We start from the raw sequence: 2,956 nt of genomic DNA on the forward strand, positions 1-2,956 counted from the left end.
GTTTAGATATCCTGGGCCTTCAGTATTGGTGCTTTCGCGGATTGGCCAGTAACCAGCCCGCCCGGCCACGACGCCGAGGTGTTGGTTCGGGGTGTGGTCAATGGCGGCACCGAATGGCTATCACATGATGGCAGCCGGACGCTCCGCTGCCGGCCAACTCCCTATGTCAATTGAGATTTCGAGCTGATTGATTTCATGCTAATCGAAGGCAGGGCCTAAGCATTTCACTGATTTGATGGCCCCTATCCCTGGTGACCGACGGCATCCCTCCGCCCCCCGCCCGAGACCGTCGGTCGCCAATTTACTCTCTGACACATCCATTTTCGGCAAGGCCAGCGCCACCGAGGGCCGCTGCCTCAAATAATTCTATTCGTGCAGGAACAACGCGGCTGGCCCTAAGTTAGCGCCTACTAACGAAAGGAAGCGCAGGAATGAGATTCGTCGTCGTTCTGGACCCGGCCGACCAATGGCTGGTCCTCGACCGGTCTACTAACCTGCCTGCCGAAGTGGGTGACAAAGTGCTCATTGGGCTATCGCATTCGGAAGCCGAACGGCTTGCACGCGAGGCCAATGCTCAGAGCCGTTGGCCGCCTAGTTTTGCCTCTCCTCAGTGCTGCCGTCTTGGAGGCCAGGGATACCGCCGCTGAAGTTTTCGGGTTCATCGATCTGTCTACCCATGCTGAGGCAAAGATCGGCAGAATCCGCCTCGGGGAAGCTATCCACTTCGTGGCGAATGGTCTTTTACGGCGAGCCGAGAACCCCAAGCCTCAGCGCCAGCCGACGCTTTCGTGTACCGGACCCAAATCCTCGTATGCTTCGGCCGGTAGATTTTTTGAGGCGGGAGGTTCGCGGGGGCGAAGATGCAATGGCTTGAGCGCGTGAAGGCGGGCATGTCCGCCGAAGCGCGCTACGAAAGCGCAGCCTATCGCGCGCAGGCCGCTCATCGGCCGCCATGCCGGACTACACGTTTGATGCTGGATCTCGTGCCGTTTCTGCAGCGCGTTGCCGACGCACTGGCACCGTTCGTTGCAGACAAGGCTCCATTTAACTCTCGCGCAAGCTTCAGCTAATATTCTTGTCCTCGCCACTGTTTACGGGAGGCCGATTTGAATCAGCCCACTAGGCTTGAGAACCTACAATTCACTCAATCCATGCTGAAAGAGGTGCGCCGTGTGTTAGACGGATCAGGCGAGACACTTCTGACGTACCTTCTCGATATGGCAACGGTTGAAGCTGAGGAACGCGCCAACTCGATCCAGTACAGCGATTAGACCATCTACAACTATGAAATCTAGATCGGGCCGCGTCGACCTGGAATCCCGCCGGCAGGAGCCCACGGGACTAAAGGCAGGGCAAAGGCAATCAAGCCGGCTGAACGGGCCAGGACCCACAGGCGACGGAGCCGGCAGAATCGACGGGCCGCCACCTGCCGCGATGCTCACGCTTCGTCAAAACTGGCTTCTCATCCGCCTTCTTCATGGGTATCCCCGGTTGATCTCTCAAACGCGGGGAAGCTGTCTGTGCGACGCTGGTTTCAAGCACACAAAAAACCCGCCGGCCGGAGCCAGCGGGTGAAGTTTAAGGTTGGTCTCGGCCCCACCAGGGTCGAGCATCCATAAGGGCACATTCCGGGGCGACCTGCTCCCTCAAATGTTAAATGCTATAGGCACCGGTCGAGTCTCGGGCTGCTGAGCTTCGAGCTTTGTCGATCGGCTCGACGGCAAAATCGAGCCGCCAGCAACCAGCATCAAATAGGCGTCTCGCTGCGCCTGGCTGAAAGCCTCTGCACGTGCCTCGCTATAGGCATCGGCTTCGCCATCATCCATGCCTTTGCCGGTTAGCTCAGCACTATCTTCGGATCGATGTAGAACGTCGCCGACGGCTTGGCGGCGCACACCCCCACGAAGATCCATCCCTTCTGTTGTGGGGTGAAGGTAGCTGCGAGCTTGAACAGCGCCGTCTATCCACCCCAGGTCGACGAGCTTGATGTGACGCGGCCGCTGCAAGAGTTTCGGCGGGACACGTCCTGACGAATGAGGATTTCGGCGACGAGGACGAGCCCAGATATTCGACCTCTATCCAGATTTCATCGTTGTTCGGCAGAGAGGCGGCAATGCCTTCTAGGGGGTGCTGCGACTGATGATCGACAGCGCCTCCGCTGCAGGGCGAGGTACCGGACGCGGGCGCTGCCGACCGTTTCCTCGCCAAGACACGCGTTCAGACCGAGCACATCGACGCCAACGACTTCCTGTACTCACTAAGGTCGTCGTTTAGCTTTGATACAGGGCTCAACTCTCCACGATCGTGACCAAGGTCTTCGCATTAGGAGCTCGATAACGATTCGGTAATAAAAGGCTACGGATGAGAGGCTGGCCCTGATTCACCAACGAGACGGCGTTGTCGCCGGTGGGACTGCCATGCGCATTAAAAGCCTGATTATCATCAGCATGGTGAGCGCGGCCGCACTCATCGGATTGGTTGGCGCGGTCGCCGTTGTCACGCAGGTGACGGCGGCCAAATATCTGGGGCTGACGGAAGCGACCAATGTCGCGCGTGAGCTGGCCGACACCATCGTTTTCACACCCTCCGACGGCTCGCCCTCGCTGCTCGATCGACCCGATGCATTGAAGGAATACCTCGAGCAGCAACATCGCCGCGCGCGCCGCGATTTTATTATCGTCGACCGCAGCAAGCGGATTGTCGCCCATGCCGCTGACGAGGAGCATAAGACCGGCGAGACATTCGATCACGATCCAGGCAACGAGGTGGGCCTCACGCTGCAAGACGGTGTTCCGCGCCGGTTCGTCGATCCGAGGGAAGGGAACGCCATTCTTGCCGTTCCGATCGAACAGAACGAGGACACGATCGTCGGCGCCGTGCTTCTGGAATATGACCCGGTGCTGACCGCCGCCGAGCAGCGGACCAATGGTCTGCTCTGGCTCGTCGGCCTCAGCAC

General features: G+C 59.1%; 3 protein-coding genes. 2 read left to right on the forward strand and 1 reads right to left on the reverse strand.

The window, feature by feature from the left end; all coding sequences use genetic code 11:
* The first annotated feature begins 860 nt into the window (after positions 1-860).
* Entirely contained in the window at positions 861-1,070 is a 210-nt protein-coding gene (locus tag EOA24_RS32660; protein ID WP_126078807.1) for a hypothetical protein, read from the forward strand.
* A gap of 576 nt (positions 1,071-1,646) precedes the next feature.
* Here EOA24_RS32660 and EOA24_RS32665 read toward each other — a convergent pair.
* Complete coding sequence (locus EOA24_RS32665) at positions 1,647-1,826, reverse strand: hypothetical protein (RefSeq protein WP_126078806.1); 180 nt, start codon at positions 1,824-1,826, stop codon at positions 1,647-1,649.
* Positions 1,827-2,417: 591 nt separating this feature from the next.
* Here EOA24_RS32665 and EOA24_RS32670 point away from each other — a divergent pair.
* Positions 2,418-2,956: hypothetical protein (locus EOA24_RS32670; RefSeq protein ID WP_133374726.1), on the forward strand; the 539-nt coding region annotated here is incomplete at its 3' end.

Origin of the sequence: Mesorhizobium sp. M2A.F.Ca.ET.039.01.1.1 (assembly GCF_003998035.1) — a bacterium.
In the GTDB taxonomy this organism is placed as follows: Bacteria; Pseudomonadota; Alphaproteobacteria; order Rhizobiales; family Rhizobiaceae; genus Mesorhizobium.

Bases quoted from the DNA above. Each gene is read 5' to 3' on its own strand.
- EOA24_RS32665 (WP_126078806.1), bottom strand. From the start codon at position 1,826: ATGGATGATGGCGAAGCCGATGCCTATAGCGAGGCACGTGCAGAGGCT.
- EOA24_RS32660 (WP_126078807.1), top strand. From the start codon at position 861: ATGCAATGGCTTGAGCGCGTGAAGGCGGGCATGTCCGCCGAAGCGCGC.